At 55.0% G+C, this 18,669-nt stretch carries 18 protein-coding genes and 1 pseudogene; 3 read left to right on the top strand and 16 right to left on the bottom strand.

The features are described 5' to 3' along the window. Positions 1-12: 12 nt before the first annotated feature. Positions 13-1,344 carry an alkane uptake protein AupA gene (aupA, locus tag DYI22_RS16155; protein WP_213479087.1) on the bottom strand — a complete coding sequence of 444 codons (1,332 nt, stop codon included), beginning with the start codon at positions 1,342-1,344 and terminating at the stop codon, positions 13-15. Between the two features lie 319 nt (positions 1,345-1,663). Continuing rightward, positions 1,664-4,831 carry an Ig-like domain-containing protein gene (locus tag DYI22_RS16150; protein ID WP_228301092.1) on the bottom strand — a complete coding sequence of 1,056 codons (3,168 nt, stop codon included), beginning with the start codon at positions 4,829-4,831 and terminating at the stop codon, positions 1,664-1,666. Positions 4,832-5,266: 435 nt separating this feature from the next. Here DYI22_RS16150 and DYI22_RS16145 point away from each other — a divergent pair, with 435 nt between their 5' ends. Then, on the top strand, positions 5,267-5,932 hold the full coding sequence (locus DYI22_RS16145; RefSeq protein WP_213479086.1) for a PEP-CTERM sorting domain-containing protein: 666 nt from the start codon (positions 5,267-5,269) through the stop codon (positions 5,930-5,932). 333 nt (positions 5,933-6,265) lie between these two features. Next, a complete protein-coding gene (locus DYI22_RS16140) occupies positions 6,266-6,937 on the top strand; it encodes a PEP-CTERM sorting domain-containing protein (protein WP_213479085.1) in 672 nt (223 codons plus the stop codon). A 316-nt stretch (positions 6,938-7,253) separates the two neighbouring features. Here the strand turns inward: DYI22_RS16140 and DYI22_RS16135 are convergent, their stop codons facing one another. The 6 genes from DYI22_RS16135 to DYI22_RS16110 all read right to left on the bottom strand — a co-directional run bounded on the left by DYI22_RS16135 (position 7,254) and on the right by DYI22_RS16110 (position 10,775). Next, positions 7,254-7,709 (bottom strand): SCO family protein, encoded by a 456-nt coding sequence (locus DYI22_RS16135; protein WP_227507855.1) that lies wholly within the window; start codon positions 7,707-7,709, stop codon positions 7,254-7,256. Between the two features lie 17 nt (positions 7,710-7,726). Further along, positions 7,727-8,083, bottom strand: coding sequence for a DUF3703 domain-containing protein (locus DYI22_RS16130; protein ID WP_053113384.1), 357 nt, complete (start codon positions 8,081-8,083; stop codon positions 7,727-7,729). A 57-nt stretch (positions 8,084-8,140) separates the two neighbouring features. Continuing rightward, positions 8,141-8,863, bottom strand: coding sequence for a cytochrome c biogenesis CcdA family protein (locus DYI22_RS16125; RefSeq protein ID WP_008173647.1), 723 nt, complete (start codon positions 8,861-8,863; stop codon positions 8,141-8,143). A gap of 81 nt (positions 8,864-8,944) precedes the next feature. Beyond that, positions 8,945-9,622, bottom strand: coding sequence for a DsbA family protein (locus DYI22_RS16120; protein ID WP_008173644.1), 678 nt, complete (start codon positions 9,620-9,622; stop codon positions 8,945-8,947). Further along, positions 9,619-10,053, bottom strand: coding sequence for a disulfide bond formation protein B (locus DYI22_RS16115; RefSeq protein WP_008173641.1), 435 nt, complete (start codon positions 10,051-10,053; stop codon positions 9,619-9,621). Before DYI22_RS16115 ends, DYI22_RS16120 begins: the two co-directional genes overlap by 4 nt. Continuing rightward, positions 10,050-10,775 carry a cation diffusion facilitator family transporter gene (locus DYI22_RS16110; protein ID WP_008173639.1) on the bottom strand — a complete coding sequence of 242 codons (726 nt, stop codon included), beginning with the start codon at positions 10,773-10,775 and terminating at the stop codon, positions 10,050-10,052. The genes DYI22_RS16115 and DYI22_RS16110 overlap by 4 nt, the downstream gene beginning before the upstream one ends. Positions 10,776-10,844: 69 nt before the next feature. On the opposite strand from DYI22_RS16110, the gene DYI22_RS16105 reads away from it, so the two are divergent. Then, positions 10,845-11,252, top strand: coding sequence for a MerR family transcriptional regulator (locus tag DYI22_RS16105; RefSeq protein ID WP_008173636.1), 408 nt, complete (start codon positions 10,845-10,847; stop codon positions 11,250-11,252). Between the two features lie 61 nt (positions 11,253-11,313). Here DYI22_RS16105 and DYI22_RS16100 read toward each other — a convergent pair whose 3' ends face one another. The 8 genes and pseudogenes from DYI22_RS16100 to DYI22_RS16065 form a co-directional block, all read right to left on the bottom strand. Continuing rightward, a complete protein-coding gene (locus tag DYI22_RS16100; RefSeq protein WP_058341922.1) occupies positions 11,314-11,937 on the bottom strand; it encodes an SCO family protein in 624 nt (207 codons plus the stop codon). Continuing rightward, positions 11,934-12,776, bottom strand: a complete 843-nt coding sequence (locus DYI22_RS16095; RefSeq protein WP_023010648.1) for a cytochrome c oxidase assembly protein — start codon at positions 12,774-12,776, stop codon at positions 11,934-11,936. The genes DYI22_RS16100 and DYI22_RS16095 overlap by 4 nt, the downstream gene beginning before the upstream one ends. A 22-nt stretch (positions 12,777-12,798) precedes the next feature. After that, on the bottom strand, positions 12,799-13,437 hold the full coding sequence (locus DYI22_RS16090; protein ID WP_213479084.1) for a DsbA family protein: 639 nt from the start codon (positions 13,435-13,437) through the stop codon (positions 12,799-12,801). Between the two features lie 44 nt (positions 13,438-13,481). After that, a complete protein-coding gene (locus DYI22_RS16085) occupies positions 13,482-14,483 on the bottom strand; it encodes an arsenic resistance protein (RefSeq protein ID WP_206769037.1) in 1,002 nt (333 codons plus the stop codon). Positions 14,484-14,516: 33 nt separating this feature from the next. Then, on the bottom strand, positions 14,517-15,425 hold the full coding sequence (locus tag DYI22_RS16080; RefSeq protein WP_023011863.1) for a cation diffusion facilitator family transporter: 909 nt from the start codon (positions 15,423-15,425) through the stop codon (positions 14,517-14,519). Between the two features lie 97 nt (positions 15,426-15,522). Continuing rightward, complete coding sequence (gene lspA / locus DYI22_RS16075) at positions 15,523-16,038, bottom strand: signal peptidase II (RefSeq protein WP_023011862.1); 516 nt, start codon at positions 16,036-16,038, stop codon at positions 15,523-15,525. Positions 16,039-16,042: 4 nt separating this feature from the next. Continuing rightward, positions 16,043-16,939: a cation transporter gene (locus DYI22_RS16070; protein WP_023011861.1), complete on the bottom strand. Its 897-nt coding sequence runs from the start codon at positions 16,937-16,939 to the stop codon at positions 16,043-16,045. Between the two features lie 707 nt (positions 16,940-17,646). Next, positions 17,647-18,543: pseudogene (locus DYI22_RS16065) on the bottom strand (IS3 family transposase); the annotation flags it as partial. Positions 18,544-18,669 lie beyond the last annotated feature (126 nt).

Raw genomic sequence — 18,669 nt, 5'->3', positions numbered from 1 at the left:
GCAAGCCTCTCCTCAGAACTTCAGGGTGATGGAGCCGCTGATTACATGAATATCGCCGTCGGCGGTGGCCTGTTGCTCGTTGCCGTCGTAGTCAACGATGGTGAAATCCCGCTCCTGCAGCTGCTGGTACTGGTAACCAATGTCCAGGCGCACCGGGTAGGCGAGCAGGCGGGTGCGGTCGTAGGTGGCGCTCAGGCCAACGCCGGCAACGATCTTGTCGGTGTCGAGGTAGTTGAGTTCCGGGTTGCGGGTGGTTTTAAGTGGTGACTCTTCGTAGGCCAGGCCACCGCGAATGGCGAAGTGCTGGCTGAGTTCGTATTCCGCCCCGATACGTGGGATCAGGATGTCATCAAAACGAATACGGTCGGCCGCGTTTACGTTCTGTTGGTCACGGATGGTGTCACCGGCGAATTCCTCTTCCAGTTCCGACCAGTTTTGCTGCTCCACGCTGCCGCCGATGCGCCAGCCGTCACCCTTGTACTGGGTGCCGAAGGCTATGGTTTCCGGCTGGAAGGAATCGATGGTGGCCACCGCCAGGCTCAAGCCGGGATCCGGAATGGTCTGGGTGACGATGATGTTGGAATCGACGGAGGTGGACGCAGACGACTTGGTGCGATAGGTCACCGCCGACTCCCAGCCATCGAGGAAACAGCTGCTGTCTGGACAGAAGGTCTCGCCCCATTTGAGGGTGGTGCCGAGAATGGACTTCAGCGAGGGCTCGGCATTCACGGAGAGGCGCTCTCGGCTGGTTTCGCCACCGAGAGTGGAGACCGCGTCCAATTGCGCGGCTGCTTCCAGCGTGACGCGAACCGAGAACCCCGCGGAAATGCCTCGCCACAGCGGGGTGGCACCACCAATGTTCAGGAACAGCGGCTCTTTGCCGTATTGAAGGTACTGGCCGGTTTCTGAGGTCTCAGAGGAAAACGCCAGCATTTCTTTACCGTACTTCTCAACGCCAGCGATGAAACCCAGGTAAATAGGGTGCTTGAAGCGAGTCAGTGAGCCCAGGTTGGTTTTCATGCCGATCAACACGTGCTGGCTGGGCGAGTCGGAAATAATGTCTCCGTCTGCATCGGAGCGGCTGGATCGCAGTTCCTGCTCTGCGTGCAGAATGCCACCGGTCAGCTCCCCGCGCTCGTCACTGGTGAGGTAGGACGGATTGTAATAGGTGGCCGATACCTGGTCGTTGAACATGGACAGCGACTGCGCGGTAGCGACGTCCACCGGCATCACGCCGTATGCGGTGCCGAGGTTGCCCATGCTGGCGGAAGCGGTCGTGGCGAAGCCTGAGGTAGCGATGGCAAGGGTGAGTGCCCGTACTGCAAAACGGTGAGAACCGGACATGAATCTAACTCCTGTTATTTTTGTCTTTCACGTTCAAGTGACTCTGGCGAAGTGCCGGGTCACGTTGTTGGATACTGGTACATCTGTTTCAGAGTGTAACGACCTTGTCTTTTCGGGACGTTGGCCTCAATGACATCGAACCTCGTCTAGAAGATCACTTTCTGCGCTACTTCAAGCATTATTCAGTACCAACTTGAATACGAGGCCCGAACAGACCGGGTTTGTAGGGGAAATGTCACGAAATGCGAAAAATTGTTGCTGGATGGCAGTCCGGGGCCGGACGGATCCGGGCCCCAGAACGCACTGTTTTCGGTAGTGGTTAATGTTGGGTGTAGGGAGAGATGTAGTTCAGGCGCAGCTCTCCGGCCGGGATTTGCAGGTGGATACGTGTGTTCGCATCGATTGCAGAGTTTGCGATCCCCTCGCACAACCAACTGAAGAGTATGTTTCCACATATTCCCCCGGTATTGTCGGCCGTAATATCGATCTGTCCCCTCACTTCGACATCAATGGGGACCGGATTCACGTTTTCGAGTGCGATTTGCATTCGACCATCTGCAAGAAACGTGATCGGACCCCTGAGTTCCAGCGCGGCAATTGGGTAACTGCGAAGGTTGTGGCCCAAAGCCGCAGGTCCAATACTTGGATCCAGATAGGGAGCATCGAGATAGACGTCCAGGGTTGTCTCGAACATTAAGTCACCGTTACTGTGCGAGACGATCTTGCCTTTGGGCGGTATCGATTTCCCGGTATCTTCCTTGGAATAGCGAATGCGCATCAGCATTGGGCCGGTGGCGATTTCCTCATTCTCCTCAAGGTCCACGCTAAGTACGAAGTCGGGAAACAGGTCCACAAAACTGGTATCGATAAATGCCCAGACACTGCTAGAAGTGGTCGCAAGAATGGAGGGCAGAATATCAACAGGTACGCTCCCATCATCTTGCGTTTGACCTGAGACAACGGTGTCGAGCATAGCGGTGAGATAGATGTACTGATCTTTGTTGCAGTCCAGACCGACGGCACAGCCGATATTTGCTCCCTGCACTAGCGTCTCATCGTTGATCGCGCTGACGCCTGTTGCCCGCATGCCCGCGGCATTGGCCACACTCTCACCAGATTCAGACCCGGCCTCCAGTCCGGACTGATACGCCAGATCGGCATTGGCGTCAGCCGCTGGCAGGTTCCGCAGGGGCAGGGCGACGCGGTCATTTTGCGGCTCGGTTGCAATGAAATAGTTTACGAGGGGTTGCCCCCCAAACGTTCGGTTGTCCTTGTTCCGGGTGCCCTGGGTCAGGATCTCGGTTTGCAGCGGCAGGCCGGACGCTGACCGCATCGGGGTGCTGGCATTCAGCGTATAGCGATACAGGGCCCCTTCGTTCCAGCCAATCACCGGCGTTACCGTCAGCTGCCGGGGGCCGGTTTCAACCACATACTCCGACGTGGGAACCGGATTCCAGGATCCGTCCTGCAATGACTCGAGGGTCAGGGAGCCACCCGCTGTGATGGTTGCGGGATCCATATTCTGGGAGAAGCGAACCGACAAGGCTTTATCGCCCGGATGTTCGGCGATAGGCAGCAGGTCGTCCGAGGCTTTGCCGCCGGCGCATCGACCCTGATGGCCGTCTGCCGTATTCACGGCGGTTTTGCTGCAGGGGAAACCGGGCAGGGTGGTTAGCGCAATCGGGGATTGAATATCCGACGTGCCGGCGACTGTCGGTGCCAGCGCGAAGTTCAATGGCGGTGCCGCCAGCGCGTGGCCGGCGAGGTCCGTAATGCCGTCGAGTAGCAGGCTGTAGTCTGCACCATGTGCCAGTGGTTCGGTTGGCTTGACGACCAGAGCAGAGCCGTTGAGTGAAATGGCCGCGGCTTGTTCTACACCATCTTTAAACAGAATCACGGATTCAGGTGTCAGCGAGCCCGGCAGCGCCGGCTCGGAAAAATACACGATCACCGGATCACCCGGGCGCATCTTGTGCTGGTTGTCGTCACCAGGCACCCAACTTTTGACCGACGGCGCTTCGTTGTCGGTAAAACTGGTTTCCGGCGGCGCGTCGGCCGGGTTGCGATAGCCTTCCAGACGGAACGAAATCAGGCCAGAGGCTACGTCCACGCCCATCACTTCCGGTTCAATCACGCCTACCGCCTCAATGGTCAGGGTGCCGTCTTCCACCAGGGCGGTACCCACCAGGTGGACGTGCAGTAATTCCTGGCCCAGCGCGGCGTTAGCGATGGTGTTGCCGGTGTTCAGAGCCATATCGATGTAAAGCTCCACAAGGCGAGGCGCGTTCTCGTCATCGGTGTTCGGGTTGCCCATCAGGAAGCCGTTGGCGTCCGACAGAAACCGTACCTGGATGGCTTCCGACGAAAAGCCGGCAGGCAGTTCGCCAGCGACGTTCACCGCCACATCCGAGCCCGTCATCAGCGCCCCGCGGTCGATGCGAAGGGGCACGCTTTGCCCGGCCTTATCGAACCTGGGAATGAATCCGAGTTCGGCGAAAACCGTACCGGTAGCGGTGGTGGCGTTGTTGTTGCCAAGCAGCAGGGAGCTCAGCTTGACTGAATTGTACGCCTCGTTCGAGAGCGCCAGGTTTCCGGTCTCGGCGGTAGCGGTTTGTGCCATGCGCTCCCGTTCACCGTTCGGTGATGTGGAATCCAGAGGGCGGAAAGTCCATGGAGCTTCTGGCGGCAGCTCGAGCGGGGCGTCGGCAATGGTACTGCGTATGCCCTCGTCCAGGTGGATGGTGTAGGTCTGGGCGGGATCCAGATCCTCTTCCGGGTCGACGGTCACCCGGTGGCCCTGAACGTACATCTGCGCGGGCACCAAGGCGTCGCTGCCATCCATAAGGCTGATGGTCTCGCCGTAGCGCAGGGTTTGCTCATCCACCGGCTCGGTAAATTGAACGCGGAGTACCGACATGTCGGTGGCCGGATACCGGTCCTCTCCGTTAGGGATGAAACGCGCGACCCGGAAGCCGTTGCCTTCGGTGCGGTCGAGCAGCGGCCCCTGGGTGGCGGGCGCGGTGGTGAAACGGATACCGCCGCCTGGCAGTTCAATATTGCCCGCCGCCGTGGCCAGGCCCTGATTCACGAGGGTGTATCGGGTACCCGGCTTCAGCGGTTGAGACGGGCGCGCGGCGATGCCCAGATCGCCGCTGGTCATGGTGAGGTCGGTCAGATTGACCACGTCGCCCTGATCGCTTGTCAGTTGCAGCATGTCAGGGTTCAGCTCGTCTTCATCCATGGCGAGCGCGCGGGTAAAGCGCAGGAAAACCGGGGCAGTGACGGGCACCGCTGCCTGATCTGCAGCGGGATAACTGAAATAGAGCTCGCCGGGTGTGCGGTCCGTGGCATTGACGGTCTGTTTGTCGCCGCCGCCGCAGCCGGCCAGCAGGGTACCGGTGACGGCGAGCGCGAGCAGCGTATTGCGAGCCGGGCGAAAGGGACCGGGTAAGAGTGCATGCATATTGCGACTGGTGGGTTCAGTCATTCCAATACTCCCTTATTGTTGTAAATCGTCGCCGCTCTTTTGGCCGCTGACTTTTGGTATGGAGATGTTAGGCCCAACGCCTGGGGCGAAGGTGTGGCCAGACTGACGTCAGTAGCTCCCGGCCGCGGTCACCCCCCTGCGCAATCCAGCATGGTTGCGTGGTTGCCGAGGAATATCGAGAGGAAATCATGTTGAGTTTTGTTGTAATTTTGTGATCGGTCGCACATTTCGCGGTGTACCTGTAAAGGGTCGCGGGAGCTAGAGAGCGCGACCGTCGAGTTTGTTTACAGAATACGGAGCCGCGCTGGCGGGAAAATCAGCTAATTGATTGATGCGTAATGGCTGGCGACGACGTGGTGCAAAGGTTGCTCCTTACTGGCCAGTGGGTGCGGAATCTCACACACCCTTAACGGCGGGTAAAAAAGGAGTCCCGGAATGAAAAGGAAGACATGGTTATCGGGCGGTATCCTGGCGACATCCCTGTTGCTGGGTGGCCAGGCAGCGCAGGCTGCGATGATGACATACGATACCTGGGAGACAAATGAGAACGACACGGGCAACTACATTTTCCAGATCGATGACAACGACGCGGGGTTGTTCAACTATAACCTCACGGTTGATCCCTGGAATGCAGAGGCACTGGGTCTGTTTCTGGACTTTGGCACTTCGGCCGCAGACGCGTCAGCGCCTGCGATAACCGGTGCCAATGTCAGCCTGTTCGGGCGCAATCAGGCATCTGATGGCTGTGGAGCAGGGTGCAATCTCAATGGTCTGGCTATTCCCGACTTCGACGGAGTCTGGAGCCTCGTGTTCAGACTGGGCGCTCAAGGCTTCGACAACATTCAGACATTCTCGTGGAGCAGCTCCAATTTCGGGTTGTCACTGGAGGATCTCGGGGTTGTCGGCATCCGTGCCCAGCAGCTGTGCTCCGGCGATGCCACCCTTGATAACGGTGACGATGGCTGCGGCGGCAGTGATAAGGCCTACGGGTCCGCCACCACGCCGCCCAATGAAGTTCCGGAGCCGGGAACCCTGGCATTGATTGCGCTGGGCTTGCTGGCGATCGGGGTTCGGCGCTGGAACGCGAATCACAAACACTGAGTCAGTGTCGTAAAGGCTGAGAGGCAATGCCGCCAACGGGAAACCCTGGCGGCATTTTTGTGTCGAGACTCTTTACAGGAACCGAAGAAGATAGGTCAGGAGTGCAGAATTTTGACCTGTTGCCTTACTGGTCACGTAGTCAGTGTTCTTTACATCGTGAAGCGCAGCCTCTCTCTAAACCTTTGTTTTCCCTTGCATGGCCTGGATATTGCTCCCCAACACTAGAGGTGCTGGTTCGCACGTTTTTAGCCCGTGCGAGATAACATCTGCCCATCAGTAACTTTGCGAGTTGGTCTTGGAGGGTATTCCAGAGCCAATTAAGGAGTGGAAGGAATGAGCCTCATGTATCGATGGTTAGGGAGTAGCGTGGTAGGGATCTTGGCAAGCGTAGTTTTGAGCATATCGCCTGCCACTACTGAGGCAGGCATCATCACTATTGAGGCTTTTGAGTATTCAGAGGGTACGGATCTATCCAACATTTCGCCTCATGTGACATTGCAGCGTCTTTACGGAACCGGCAGTTCTGGCCCGATCACCGCGCAACGATCTGGTTTTAGTGGCGATCTGGTGTTTGGAACCTATGAGCTAGGGTGGAATACCTGTGTTGGGCGTTATGAGTGCGCGATGGGGTTTGGTATGGCTTTCAGCGAGGCCCCACAGTGGGTTTCCCTATCAATGAGACTTCATAACATCGCGGTCTATGAATATGGTGTGAGCTGGCTCGCTTTCGATTCAGCCGGAGACTTGATTACCTTCGGGCGAGCGGATACCGATGGTTATAAACCGGGACAGTTTTTCGCATGGAACATCCAAGTTCCTAATATGAGCTCGCTTGTCGTTGGCGGCGGAGATTATCCGAGCCCAGGCGACTTCGACAGATTGTCTTTTGCGGTTGGCGTCCCGGAACCTGCACCATTCGCGATGCTTGCCGTTGGTTTGGGTGGTATTGCGCTGTTGCGCCGCCGCAAGCTTCCCAGGGCAGAGCGCATTGGATCTGCAGGGTGAGGTGGTAGTGACACCATAATGTGGCCGCCGTTTGTCACCATATATTGGCCGGGCGGAATTGAGGTTGTCTGCCATTGATGCCAATTCCAAAGTGACGCCTTTTAAACAAAAGCGAACATTCGAGTCAGAGCTTTCCTCCAGTCATTCAGTAATCCTCTTCAAGCAGGCCAACAAGGTCCTGCCGAATGGATTGAGCGCTTAAATCTTCCGGCCGGATAAGCAGGCGAGGATTACCATCACGATCAAACACATAGACTGCACCGCTGTGAGTAACGGCATAGTCACCTTCTGCGTCCGGTTCTTCATGCCCGAACGTCTACCGGTATCGCTGGGTAAGCGTGCGGAGGTCAGAGGCGTTGCCGGTCAGCCCGATGATTTTGTCACCAAAAAAATTGACGTACTCCGCCAGGCGTTCGGGTGTGTCGCGCTGAGGATCGACACTGACGAACAACGTAAGTACTTCCTCCTGATTTTCCGTGCTCAGCCCGCTGACGGCCTGGCTGAGTTTTTGCAGAGCAGTGGGGCAAACATCAGGGCAAGAGGTAAATCCGAAAAACAGCATTCGTACCTGACCACTGTAATCATCGCCTGAAACCCGTGTTCCCTGACTGTCGATCAAATCGAATTCAAGCTTGGGCATCACGCCGCTGATTTCTGTCCCGTGCCAATCCGGCGGATCATCGCCCATGCAGCCAACAAGGAGGATTGCCAGCATCATCATTGCAATGGATGCAAAGCGCTTTGCGTGGTGTTGGAAGCAGGGTTTGATCATCAAGTGGTGTCCTTCAATTACGTGTTGGAAGGATTCTGGTGTCCCAGAACAATCGCCAAGTCTTCCGGCACCGCCATCGGTTCAAATGCGCTGACGTTGGCAAGTCCCGTATTGCCGACAGGAACCCGGATTCGTGAAACCAGCAACGCAGCGAAGGCCCGAGCCAGCTGACCGAGAACCTCGCGAGCATCGCGCGCGTGCCAGCCAAGCCGGAGCATGCGCAAATGTGTTGTCGTGTGCGCTAACGCGAACTTCTGGCTCAGAATATGAGCCCGTTCAAGATGTCTGAACGCTGTAGCGACATCGCCCTGATTGTCAGCATCAGCGGCTGCTGCCGGTTCTGTCAGATAGAACGTCTTGAGTTCACTGTTCACTGCTCAGTTCTCCTGCCTTATCGGCCAGCTAAGTTGTGGGCAAAGATTTGCCCGGGATCAACCGAGTCTTCCGAGTACCGGAAATGCGGATAACATCCATGATGCAAACCGGGTCATCTGTCCCGTCAGCACCATTACCCCCATAACAACCAGAACCAGCCCTGCCAGGATTCTCAGTGACTGACTCCAGCGGCTCATCCAGCGCACTCGCGCCCGAAAGTGCTTAATAAATAAAGCCGTTGCCAAAAATGGAATTGCCAACCCCAGCGAATAAACGGCCAGGTACAGCATGCCGGTTTCAGCATTCGCATGGGTGGAACTGAGAGCCAGGATAGCGCCCAATATCGGGCCAATACACGGTGTCCACCCGACGGCAAAGGCCAAGCCGAGAAGGAACGCTGCCGTGGGCCGTCCACCCTCAAGGGTTTGCCCAAAGCGCCAGTCGCGCTGTAACGCGGGCATGCTCCACCAGCCCAGCATAAATAGCCCCATCAGCACAATCAGAATGCCCGCCACCAGATTGGCTTCCTGCCGGTAGGCCATCAGCCACTGACCGAGCAGACTAGCGCTGGCACCAAAAGCGATGAACACTACACTGAACCCAAGGACAAAACAGATACTGAGCCACAGAGATTGCAGTCGACTCGAACGGTCTGTGACAGTGCCGCCCGTAACGACCGATAGATACCCCGGAACCAGCGGCAGAGTGCAGGGTGAGAAAAATGACACCAGGCCGCCAAAAAAAGCAGCCAGCATTCCCCATGTCGCAAGATCTGGCATTTCCGTGAGTCCTCAATTTTCTGAGTTCAGTTGACGGTGGAGGGCATCAAGCCCATCCGTGTTTTGTTCGACACCGGTCGACTATTTCTGTGCGTCTGGGAGCGACTCCTGAACAAGACGAAGTAGCGGTTTGGGACCAAACTCCGTGAGTTGGCGGCCATTCACGAAAAAAGTCGGGGTGCCCCGAACACCGATGGTTTTGACGTCCTGCATGTCCTGATCAAGGATGGCGCTTATCCGTTCGGATTGCATATCCTCACGGGCTTGGGACAGGTCCAGACCGGCTGCCTCGGCCGCTCCCCATGCCTTGGCAACCTTCGGGTCGTCGTGCCAGGCCGGCTGCACCTCCAACACAGCTTCCAGCACCGGTTCATAGACATCTTGCAGGCGAGCTGCTTCCAGAATTCTGGAGACTTCCTCGGAACCCTGATGGAACATTGTGTACCGCAAAACAAGCCGCACCTGGCCTGGATACTCAGCAAGTATCTGTTTCACGATCGGGTAGAACGCCCGGCAGGCTTCGCAGGAGGGGTCGAAAAACTCAACTATGATCACCGGTGCGTCGGCAGGCCCGAATGTGGGCGAATGGAAGCGTACCAATGCTTGTTGGTTCGCGATCGGTTCGGCAGCGGCAACAGACTTTTCGCCGGTGGTGGCCGTTTTTTGAGGCTGCTGGGGCTGTGGCTTGAATAGGACGGCGGCTGAAAAGGCTGCGATCAGCACGAGACACACGACAACAAAGATGGCACGACGATTCATGTATGAACTCTCCGACGGATAAGCAAGAGCAGAATGATGATGGCAACAAAAATGGCCAGCGATAGAAACGGAAGCGGCAGCCCACCAAATATCGTCATTCCGTCACCCGAGCAGGACGGGCCAGTGGCCGTGCAGGGCTGAATGGGTTGTGGAATGAGCCCCACATAAAGCAGTGAGTGGGCTAGAGCGAACAGGGAGCCAATGACAGACAGCGGCATAGCGTAGCGCCAAACGTTAAAATCCGAGTAGTAGCAGGCGACTGCGAGAATCACCGCCAACGGAAACATGAAGGCGCGCTGAAACCAGCACAGAACGCACGGAGCCTGCCCGAGAACTTCCCCGATGTAGATGGCTGAAAGCGAGGACCCCGCCGCCAGTAGCCAGGCTGACAGCAGCAGCCCCCATGGAATCACCCGGTTATTGGTGGTCACCGGGATGGCTCTCTGGATTCATTGGCACAAGTGCTTTGCGAAGAAGAGCAGCAGCTGTTTCCAGCGGTATCGCCTTCATCTTTGCTCGATTTATCGGCGGTTTCAGCCCCACCGGCACGCCATTCCTCCATACCCTCACGGATGACCTGCCAAGCGGAGTGCAGGAATAGCGCAGCAATGGCGAGGCCCACAATGATGTCCGGCCAGAGGGTATTGGTGAGGGCGACCAATCCTGCCGCAATGATTACACTGCTATTGGCGAACAGATCGTTCCTGGAACACATCCAGGTGGAACGCATATTGAGATCGTCCGCACGATGACGGTAGAGCAACACAAAACAAACGCCGTTTGCAAACAGGGCAAGAGCGCCGACAGCGCCCATCCACTCGGCGGCGGGCACTTCCTGTATCACCAGCTTGCGGATGGCATCGGCGACAACAACAAGCCCGAACAACAGCATAAAGCCGCCTTTGAACAAAGCCGCTCCGGCACGCGCGCGACGGCTTCGGTCCAGCACGAACAGTGTCAGTGCATAGACAGACGCGTCGCCAAACATATCCAGCGAATCGCCCAGCAACGCGGTAGAGCTTGCAATCCAGCCGGCGCTGAATTCCACCACAAACATCACTGCGTTGATGGCAAGCGCAATGTAAAGCACCCGGCTTTGGCTCGCTCGCAATTGTGCCAGTTCACCGGCCTTGTTTTCACAGCAGCTGTCCACGACGAACCCTCCTAAAACGTGCAATACATCGATACACTGGTGGTTATAGTAACTATAAGGTCAATAGCGATGAGCGAAAAAAGGAACACGGTCGGTCGGCTAGCTGATGATACGGGCGTTAAGCCCGTGACCATCCGTTATTACGAAAAAATTGGACTGTTGCCGAAAGCGACCCGCTCGGAGTCGGGCTATCGTCTCTACTCCGAAGAGGATCATTCGCGGCTGCTGTTTATTCGACGAAGCCGCGGGCTCGGATTTAGCCTTGACGATATTCGTGAACTGCTTTCACTGGCGGATCGTCAGCAGGAGTCCTGTGCGGGTGTGGACGCCAAAGTTGAACAACAACTGGTTCAAGTGCGCTCTCGACTGAAAGATCTACATGCAATGGAACACGAGTTGGAAAGACTGAGTGCGTGTTGTGACGGCGGAGTTATTATGGACTGCCGAATTATCGAGACACTCTCCGGCTCTGCTTAACCACTTTGTATGTGCCCGCCAACCAGGACTGTCTCAATTCGAGTTGGGACAGTCTATTCAGTCAGGCATCCTCCTGAATAAGAGCAACGAGGTCATGCCGAATTTCTTCTCTACTCAGATCGGGCCGCATTAAGAGGCGGGGGTTACCTTCGCGATCAAATACATAAATCGCGCTGCTGTGTGACACCGCATAATTTCCATCAGCGGCAGGTTCGTCATAACCGAAGGTTGTTCTATATCGTTTTGCCAGTTCACGAAGCTGGGGTTCTTTTCCAGTGAGTCCTACAATATTGTCGCCGAAGAAATCCACGTATTTTGCGAGACGCTCAGGCGTGTCACGTTTCGGATCGACACTCACGAACAAAGTGAGTACTTCATCCTGAAGCGCGGGGTCCAGGCCACTGGTTGCCTGATTGAGTTTTTGCAGGGCGGTCGGGCAAACATCGGGGCACGAGGTGAACCCGAAAAACAGCATTCTCACGCGGCCACTGTAATCATCGCCAGATACAGACTTGCCCTGGCTATTGATCAGGTCGAATTCCAGCTCAGGCATCAAGCCACTGATGTTTTTACCGTTCCAGTCTTCCTCGTCATTGCCAAAGCAACCAGTCAGCAATAGGGCTGCTATCAGCGTTAAGGTCGCCGATATGATGTTGGTGCGCTGTCGCCAGAAGCGAGTTCTCATGACGCTGTTTCCTCAAGTTGTTTGGATTGGTTGGTATATTTTCCGTCCTGATGCATGGCTCGCCGGAGCATCAGAAGAATGCCAAGAATGCTCATCATGGCCGGAGGAATATAGGTCAGCATGCCTCCCAGTAGCTGGTCGACTTCCGGGTCCAGCGGCCAGGCCCTGCCACAGACTTCGTAAACGTCATAGACCATGTCACGTGAAAACACGATCCACGCCCCAAGAAACATCTGAAGCACACCTGCGGCGGCCAGAACCAACATGCGTCTGCCATACCCCAGCGATGAGGTGATCGCCGGCGGTCTTGGATCAAAGATCAACCACCAGAACAGCAGGCCATCCAGCAACATGCTCCAGTTCATGACCCAATACAGATCCCGGCTGAGCATGGCGTCAAAATGGATTGATGGCCACAGCCAGAAATAGATAAGCCCGACAAACAGGAAAAGGGCGATAAAAGGCTGTTGCAGAACGTTATAGACCCAGCCCAGAGGCCTCAATGTATGCCTCCAGCCCGGGCTGATTTTTGCGAACCAGAACCGCATGACCGGTAAAGGGTTGGACAGGGCGATCAGGATCGGACCGATATGATGAAGAATCAGGTGCTGACCCCGATGGACGAAGAACATGTATTGTGCGTAGTAATCGAAGCGGGTCTGCATCACCGCATAACAGATCAGTACCCCCAGGGTGAACGCAAAGATCCGCAGTGAGCCTGGCCGGTCCTGTTCCGGCATCCGAATTAGCCCGACGCCATAGAATCCCATCACGAGCATGTAGCTGAGTATGGTCAGCGGCGAGAAATCGTAGGGTAAAAGGTAGTCAAGCAGTGACATAGCGTTGCCGGTTGTTTTGTTGTTATTTCAGTGACCCTACCTTGGATGTCACCAGGTCGTACAGTTCCTGAGGCCCCAGGCGGCTCAAGGTGTCTCCGTTAACGTAGAATGTTGGGGTTCCGGAAATTCCAACCGCCTTAACGTCCGCAGCATCCTGTTGAATAATGCCGTCAATCTCGGGTGAGTTCATACCGGCCCGAGCGGCTTCGACATCAAGTCCGGCTGACTCCGCCGCATCCCATGCTGCGGCGACCTTTGGATCATCGTGCCATTTCGGTTGTGCTTCCAAAACAGCGTCCAGTACCGGCTCATAGACCCCCTGTTCACGGGCGGTTTCCAGGATTCTGACGGCCTCTTCCGAGCCTTTGTGAAACAATACGTAGCGCAGTACCAGACGCACGTTGTCCGGGTAGGCAGCCTGAATCTGTTTCACATAGGGATGCATGGCGCGACAACCTTCGCAGGATGGGTCGAAGAACTCGACAATGGTTACCGGCGCGTCCTCAGGGCCAATAACGGGAGAGTAATCCCTCACCAGTGGCGTTTTTTCAACAACGGCGGGTTCATTAGTGCCCTGGGAGCGATCGTAAATAACAAAAGCACCAGCAAAGACAACCAGACAAAAAAGAAGGAGACTGATGACCAGGGTTCGGGTTTGCACGGGAGATCTTCCTATTTTAAATGAGTTTACGGGTTTCAGATTATTCAGGTGTCCGGTAGCAGCCGACTAGGCACCCACCGCAGATAAAGCATCATTCCAAACAGTTCCAACAAAGACTGGACGACAATCACCACGACGGCCACAGCCCAGGCCTCTGGCATTGACAGTGCCAAAGGTAAAACCACGAAGGAGTTGCGTGTTCCTAGGCTGAAGATGACGGTGCGACCGGTTTCTACCGGTAATCGAAAGACCCGGCGCAGAGCCTTTCCAACCAGAGCCGCAGCTAGAAGATAGGCCGGAAACAGAATCATCAAGGGCCAGATAAGTGAGCCGGTACTGTCGATCTGGCTGACCTGTGTCATTGAGATGATGAACAGTACGACTGTCAGCAGAGGGACCGGCATCAGACCCATGAAGCGAATGAACCCGATGGCTTTTCTGGAGTTTTCGGCCCATTTTTCAGTCAGAAATGCCAGGATAAGCGGGACAATAATCAGCCCGCCAAAGGCCGGCAGGAGGTGCCGCCCAAGCTCAAGATTCACGTCGAACTGATTACCCATGAAAAGCCAGAGGTAAAGTGGAAGAAGACCCAGTTGAGCAATCAGCAGAACCGGTGTTGCCGCAATGGCTCGGGTGCTGTCCCCCTTGCCTAGGTGAGTGAAGGTGACAAACCAGTCGGTACAGGGCATCAGCAATACCAGAAGCACTCCCAACTTCAGCGCGTCATTGTCCGGCAGCGCCAATATCAGCAAGGCAGTGATCGCCGGCATGACCAGAAAATTTCCGGTGAGCAAGGCACCCATGAACCGACGGTCCCGGAACATATCAGACAGGTGGGTCAACGGTGTTTGAGTAAATGTGGCGTAGAGCAGAACTCCGAGCAACCCCCAGATTAAGTAATCCGGCACACTGTCACCGAGGGACGATGTCCAATCCACAGACAGTCCGAAAACAACAGCGATGAGGTAGGCCCAGACCTGGTGGCGTTCAATTACGTCTCGCATGGCGTGCTCGTAACCGAGTGGAATGTCGGCCATTCGCAGCATATCTGCCACACGGTACCCTTTTCAGCAGCCCTGCTAGCCATGGCCATAAGTATGGGCATCTTTGTGACTGTGATCAGGATGTTCAAACTCCAATGTTGAATGAGTGATGCCGAACTCGTTTTCCAAAGCTCGTTTTATCCCACCCTTGACTTTTTCAAGTTCATTCCAGGCACTTATTTCGACCACCACATGGGCGTCGAGGGAGGCATCATGCTCACCCATCTGCCAGAAATGTACGTGGTGAAGGTCTAAAACGCCTTCTACGTTTGATAAAGCCTCGATGACAGAATCTGTGTCGATATCCAATGGACTACCCAGCATGAGTGTCCGGATGGTTCCGCCGATTTCCGTTAGACCCAGGTAGAGAATATAGCTTGCGATACCAATTGTGATCGCGGGATCAACCCAACGCATGTCGTACAGGAGAATCAGGGCGCCGCCTACAACGACTGCAATTGACGCAAACGCATCAGACAAGTTGTGTAGAAACAGCGCACGGATGTTGACGCTGTCCTTTTGCATGGAGTAAGTAAGCAGCGCGGTCAAACCATCCACTACCAATGCGATAATGCCAAGCCAAACTACCCACCACCCCTTGATTTCCGGGGGATCTATGAATCGCATGCCACCTTCGTAGATCAAATATGCCCCGATCATTATCAAAGTGGTGTAATTTATGAGTGCCGCAACAACCTCAATTCTCCCGTAGCCAAAGGTCATCTTCGAGTCGGCCGGGCGGCGTGCAATCTTCCGCGCCGCAAATGCGATAAATAGTGACGCCATATCCGAAAAGTTGTGTATAGCGTCGGCTATCAGCGCCAAGCTGCCAGCGAAGATCCCTCCAGCGATCTGAGCCAAGGTTAGGATACCGTTCGCCCAGATAGCTACTGCAACTCTCTTATCCTTAGTATCCGGTGACATGTGAGCATGCTCGTGGCCCATTGTTTTCTCCTTGGTCGTTGCTGTTCAATTAAACGTAGTCGCAACACTCGCTAAGCCTGGCTCAGAGGGCTTAGCGAGTGTTGCGACCGCGCGAAAACTAGCCATTCTGGCGATTTTCCATGTTATTCCCGGCACCTTTCTCGGCTGTGAAGCTCGTGACCAAAATCATGGCCACGCCCAGGACGATGAACACGTCGGCAAGGTTGAACGCCGGCCAGTGCCGGGATTGCCAATGAAAATCCAGGTAATCGACAACATAGCCTCGAAAAACTCGGTCGATGACATTTCCAAATGCACCGCCAAGTACCATCGAATAGGCTAGTGCTTCGGTTCGCTTATGGCTGTCCCGAATCAATTTGACCAGAACAGCCGAGACGACAATGGCTATCGCAATAAAAAAATATCGCTGCCAGCCACCGCCATCGGCAAAGAGACTGAAGGCAGCGCCTTTATTCCATACGTGCACCCAATTAAAGAAAGGGGTGATCTCAACCGATTGTCCGTAAGCCATGGATTGCTGGACGAGCCATTTAATAAGTTGGTCGGCCAGAGCTATAAGTGCCGAAAAGCCGAGAAAAGTGAGCGTAAAAAAGCGAGAACGGTCTTCAGACATCGAATTATCCTTTTAGCGCAAGGATGCGCTTGGCACCAATGAGTACAATGCCTCCCACAATACCGCCAATAACCAGATCCGGGTAGTTGGAGCCGGTCCAGGCAACAAGAAGGGCTGCAAGGATAACTCCCAGATTGATAACCACATCATTGGCCGAAAATATCCAGCTGGCTTTCATGTGAGCACCGCCGTCACGGTGTTTGGCGATCAGGAGCAGGCAACTGATGTTGGCAATAAGGGCCACAGATGCGACGGCCATCATCATTGACGACTGGGGATCACTGCCAAACAGAAAGCGCCTGCCAACTTCAACCAGTACCCCAGCGGCAAGGATAAGCTGGAGTATGCCAGCCACATGCGCCGCTCTGACCTGCATTTTGATGCCGTGCCCAACGGCGTAAAGCGCGAGACCGTAGACGGCGGCATCGGCAAGCATGTCTAGCGAGTCTGCAATCAGGCCAGCGGACTGGGCGATCAGGCCCATCGTCATCTCGACCAGAAACATCAGTGCGTTGATTGCCAGCAGTATCCATAAAGTGCCGGACTCTTCGCTTTCGTTGGCCTTAGAAGATTCAGCCGCTCTGACGGATTCAGCGCTGGCGTCTTCTGTCCTCTGCAAGGAAGCGCCCAGACCCAGGGTTTCCAGTTTGCTGGTAATAGGTCCGACTTCGCCTTGATGGATAATTTCCAGCTTTCGATTCGATAGGTCGAATGAGAGTGACTGAATGTTGTCAAAACCCGTGAGCGCCATTCGAATCATTCGCTCTTCTGAGGGGCAATCCATTTTCGGCACGCTGTAGGTGCTGAGCTGGCTGTCTGTTTCGGCGGTGACGGGGCTCTGAAGCTCATTGTTAACGACAGAATCTTCGCTGCCACACTGTCCATCGCAGGGTTTGCTCATTTTCGCGGCTCCGGTTCTCACACAAGTTCCGTTATTTAAAACCCTGTAGTCACTACAGGGTCAACGTTAAGTTGTTAGTTTTTGACGACACTGGTGAACCCACCGCGATTCGACGACTTGCGGTATGACCCTGTAGTAACTAAAGAGTTGAACTGGAGTACATTAAAAGGAGTTTGAGCAACGATGAGGCAGGGCAACAAGAGCGTACTAATCCTTGGTAGCTACGGAGCTGCAGGGGCGGCTATTGCAACACTCTTGGGCAACGGATCGACAGCGACATTGTCTTGGCAGGCCGGTCGCTGGAAAAAGGGCGTGAACGGGCGGAACAATTAGATCGCCCGGGGAATACCGGGCAGAGCTGGCATCAAATTAACAAGGTGGTGTCCGGTTTAGCGGGGGCCACCACAGGGAGCGAACAGAAGAATTTAGTGAATGACCTGGCGTCAGACGGAAAGCGCTTCCGTGCCCACGACGCGATGTACGAAGACAGCCGCTTATATTCAAGTTCAATTCAGTGTCAAAGAATATAATAAAAGGTTTTGGTTTTAGGTTGTTGAAATACAAAGAAAAAATTTAAAAATGTAACAACTCTGCAATAAGTGCAAAGCACCATCTACTCAGCATTTGAAAGACTTCAAGTGTCATTTTGAATCTATCTAATCTGAAGAGGTGTCCATGAAAAAGTGTCTATCAATGTTGTGTAGTGGTCAACTAATCCCGGACAGTATTTTAAGATTTTCCTCAGCTGCAACAGGCGAAATGCCGCCGTTAAACGCGTGAGGCCGCTGCCGGTTGTAGTAGTCCATCAGATAGCCACCAACATCTCTTTTTGCCTCAGGCAGATTTCGATAACCCAGGGCCGGTATCCACTCAGATTTCAGACTTCGGAACAGTCGCTCCATCGGTGCGTTGTCCCAGCAGTTGCCACGCCGGCTCATGCTTTGTGTCATTCGATAGCGCCAGAGCCTCTGACGGAACTTGCGACTGGCGTACTGACTGCCCTGATCCGAGTGGAACATGACTTTCTCTGGCTGACCACGCTGTTCCCAGGCGTGATCCAGAGCTTTTACAACCAGGTCCGCATCCGGACTGGATGACATTGCCCAGCCAACAACTCGCCGGGCATATAGGTCCAGCACCACAGCCAGATAGCTCCATCGCTGGCCGCTCCAGATGTAGGTGATGTCACCACACCAGACTTGGTTAGGCCGTTCTACTGCAAACTCCCGGTCCAGATGGTTCGGGATATCTGGTCGTTCAACGGTAGCCTGCTTGTAGGCATGAGGGCCTGGCTGCTTACAGATCAGCCCCAACTCGCTCATCAGTCGTCGAACTTTAAAGCGACCAACGACAACGCCTTCCTCGCGGAGCAAGCCTTTGATTGTACGACTGCCGGCAGAGCTGCGGCTCTTGGTAAACAGGCGGTTTACCTGAGCCCTCAGGGCCAGGCGCTCCACATCTACACGGTTCCGCCGTTGGCGGTACTCGTAATAGCTGGAACGACTGATATCAAACGCTTCACAGACCAGTTCAATTGACTCCTGCTCCCCCAACCGGTCTATCAGCGCGTACGATTCATCTCGTCCGACATCAAGAGAGCTGTGGTAGATTCAACCGGTCAATGCAACATAATGCACACTGGTAACTATCGGGGCTTTCAAAATGCCGCAGCAAGTATCAAAGACCAGAGGGCTGACCCATCAGCAGAAGCAGGAGCTATGGGCTCGATG

This window comes from Marinobacter lipolyticus, assembly GCF_018424605.1.
GTDB lineage: Bacteria > Pseudomonadota > Gammaproteobacteria > Pseudomonadales > Oleiphilaceae > Marinobacter > Marinobacter lipolyticus_B.
The sequence above is the reverse complement of the archived record's forward strand: the minus strand, read 5'-3'. Positions and strand labels throughout refer to the sequence as shown.